The following is a 378-nucleotide window of genomic DNA, read 5'->3' as shown; positions in this document are numbered from 1 at the left end:
CTATAAAACCCTGCAGGTTAGCCAGCAGCTCATTCGCTTTTTCCTCGATTGCCGCGGCCTCACCCACAAACGTCGAAATCTCCGCGACCACGACACCCAGAACCGCCAACAGCGACACGAGCAGGATTAGAATGCACACCGTGGTAGCAAGTGGCCGCGACAGCCCTTTGGAATCAAGCCAGCGACACACGGGCGCCATCAACATGGCGAGCAGCGCCGCAAACAGCACGGGAATCAGTACCACCTTGCCATAAAACAATACGACGGTCGTTAGAATAGCGAGCAACAGGTATTGATTAATGCGGGAAATGATCTCTTTCATACAGGCTGGGTTGTGGAGAGATCGATACAAAAATTGCACCGCGGGCGGTTGTAGAG

Annotated in this window: 1 protein-coding gene; it reads right to left on the bottom strand. The window is 53.7% G+C overall.

All coding sequences use genetic code 11. The features are described from left to right. On the bottom strand, positions 1 to 322 hold a 322-nt coding region (locus KK062_RS30085), incomplete at its 3' end, for an AI-2E family transporter (protein WP_254088087.1). Between the last annotated feature and the right edge of the window lie 56 nt (positions 323 to 378).

This window comes from Dawidia cretensis (assembly GCF_018598175.1).
GTDB lineage: Bacteria > Bacteroidota > Bacteroidia > Cytophagales > Cyclobacteriaceae > Ohtaekwangia > Ohtaekwangia cretensis.
Note: the sequence above shows the minus strand (reverse complement) of the source record. Positions and strands in the feature narration are given on the sequence as shown.